Source organism: Paenibacillus sp. GCM10023252, assembly GCF_042653305.1.
Lineage (GTDB): Bacteria > Bacillota > Bacilli > Paenibacillales > Paenibacillaceae > Pristimantibacillus.
Map to the genome: position 1 here is coordinate 1 of NZ_JBHSHW010000047.1, position 566 is coordinate 566.

A 566-nucleotide genomic window follows, 5' to 3' on the forward strand; every position below is an offset into this window, starting at 1 on the left:
TCACCGGGCTGTATCCGGCTCTGTAAGGCCACCCATAGGGTTTGGACGACGTGCTTAGCTTCGCATACCGCTCCTCTGTACTGCTTAACGACAACACGGTCAAACACATCAATAATGCTGAGTACGTAAAAGAAACGCTCTTGTCCGATGACATAGCCGTACTTTATGTCCATTTGCCAGAGTTGGTTTCTCCCTGTAATAAGGTGGTTCTTAGGCAGTCGACGGGGATGCGATGGGTTACGTTGACGCGGCTTTTGCAGAATGCCGAGTTCCTTACACAAGCGATAGGACTTCTTTTTGTTCAACTTGACCTTGTACCGATCGCTTATGCATTTAGCTAGCAACTTGTAGCCATAGACACACTCTTCCCCTTCGAGCAGCTCAGATAGCCATTCCTTTATTTGTTCATCACTTACTTTTTCTCCTGTATGGGTGTAAGAATACCCTGGCACAGGGCGGCCCTTATGGCTGCCAGTGGCTTCCGTCGCTTTAGGGTTGCCTGCTCGCTTTTTACGGTCGTAGTAGGTGGACTCAGCTATTCCTAGGGTGCGCAGAACCACGGCTAC

1 protein-coding gene is annotated in these 566 nt (G+C 49.6%); it reads right to left on the reverse strand.

The features are described 5' to 3' along the window. A partial coding sequence (locus tag ACFO9Q_RS22930) for an IS3 family transposase (protein WP_379185906.1) occupies positions 1–566 on the reverse strand: 566 nt, incomplete at both ends.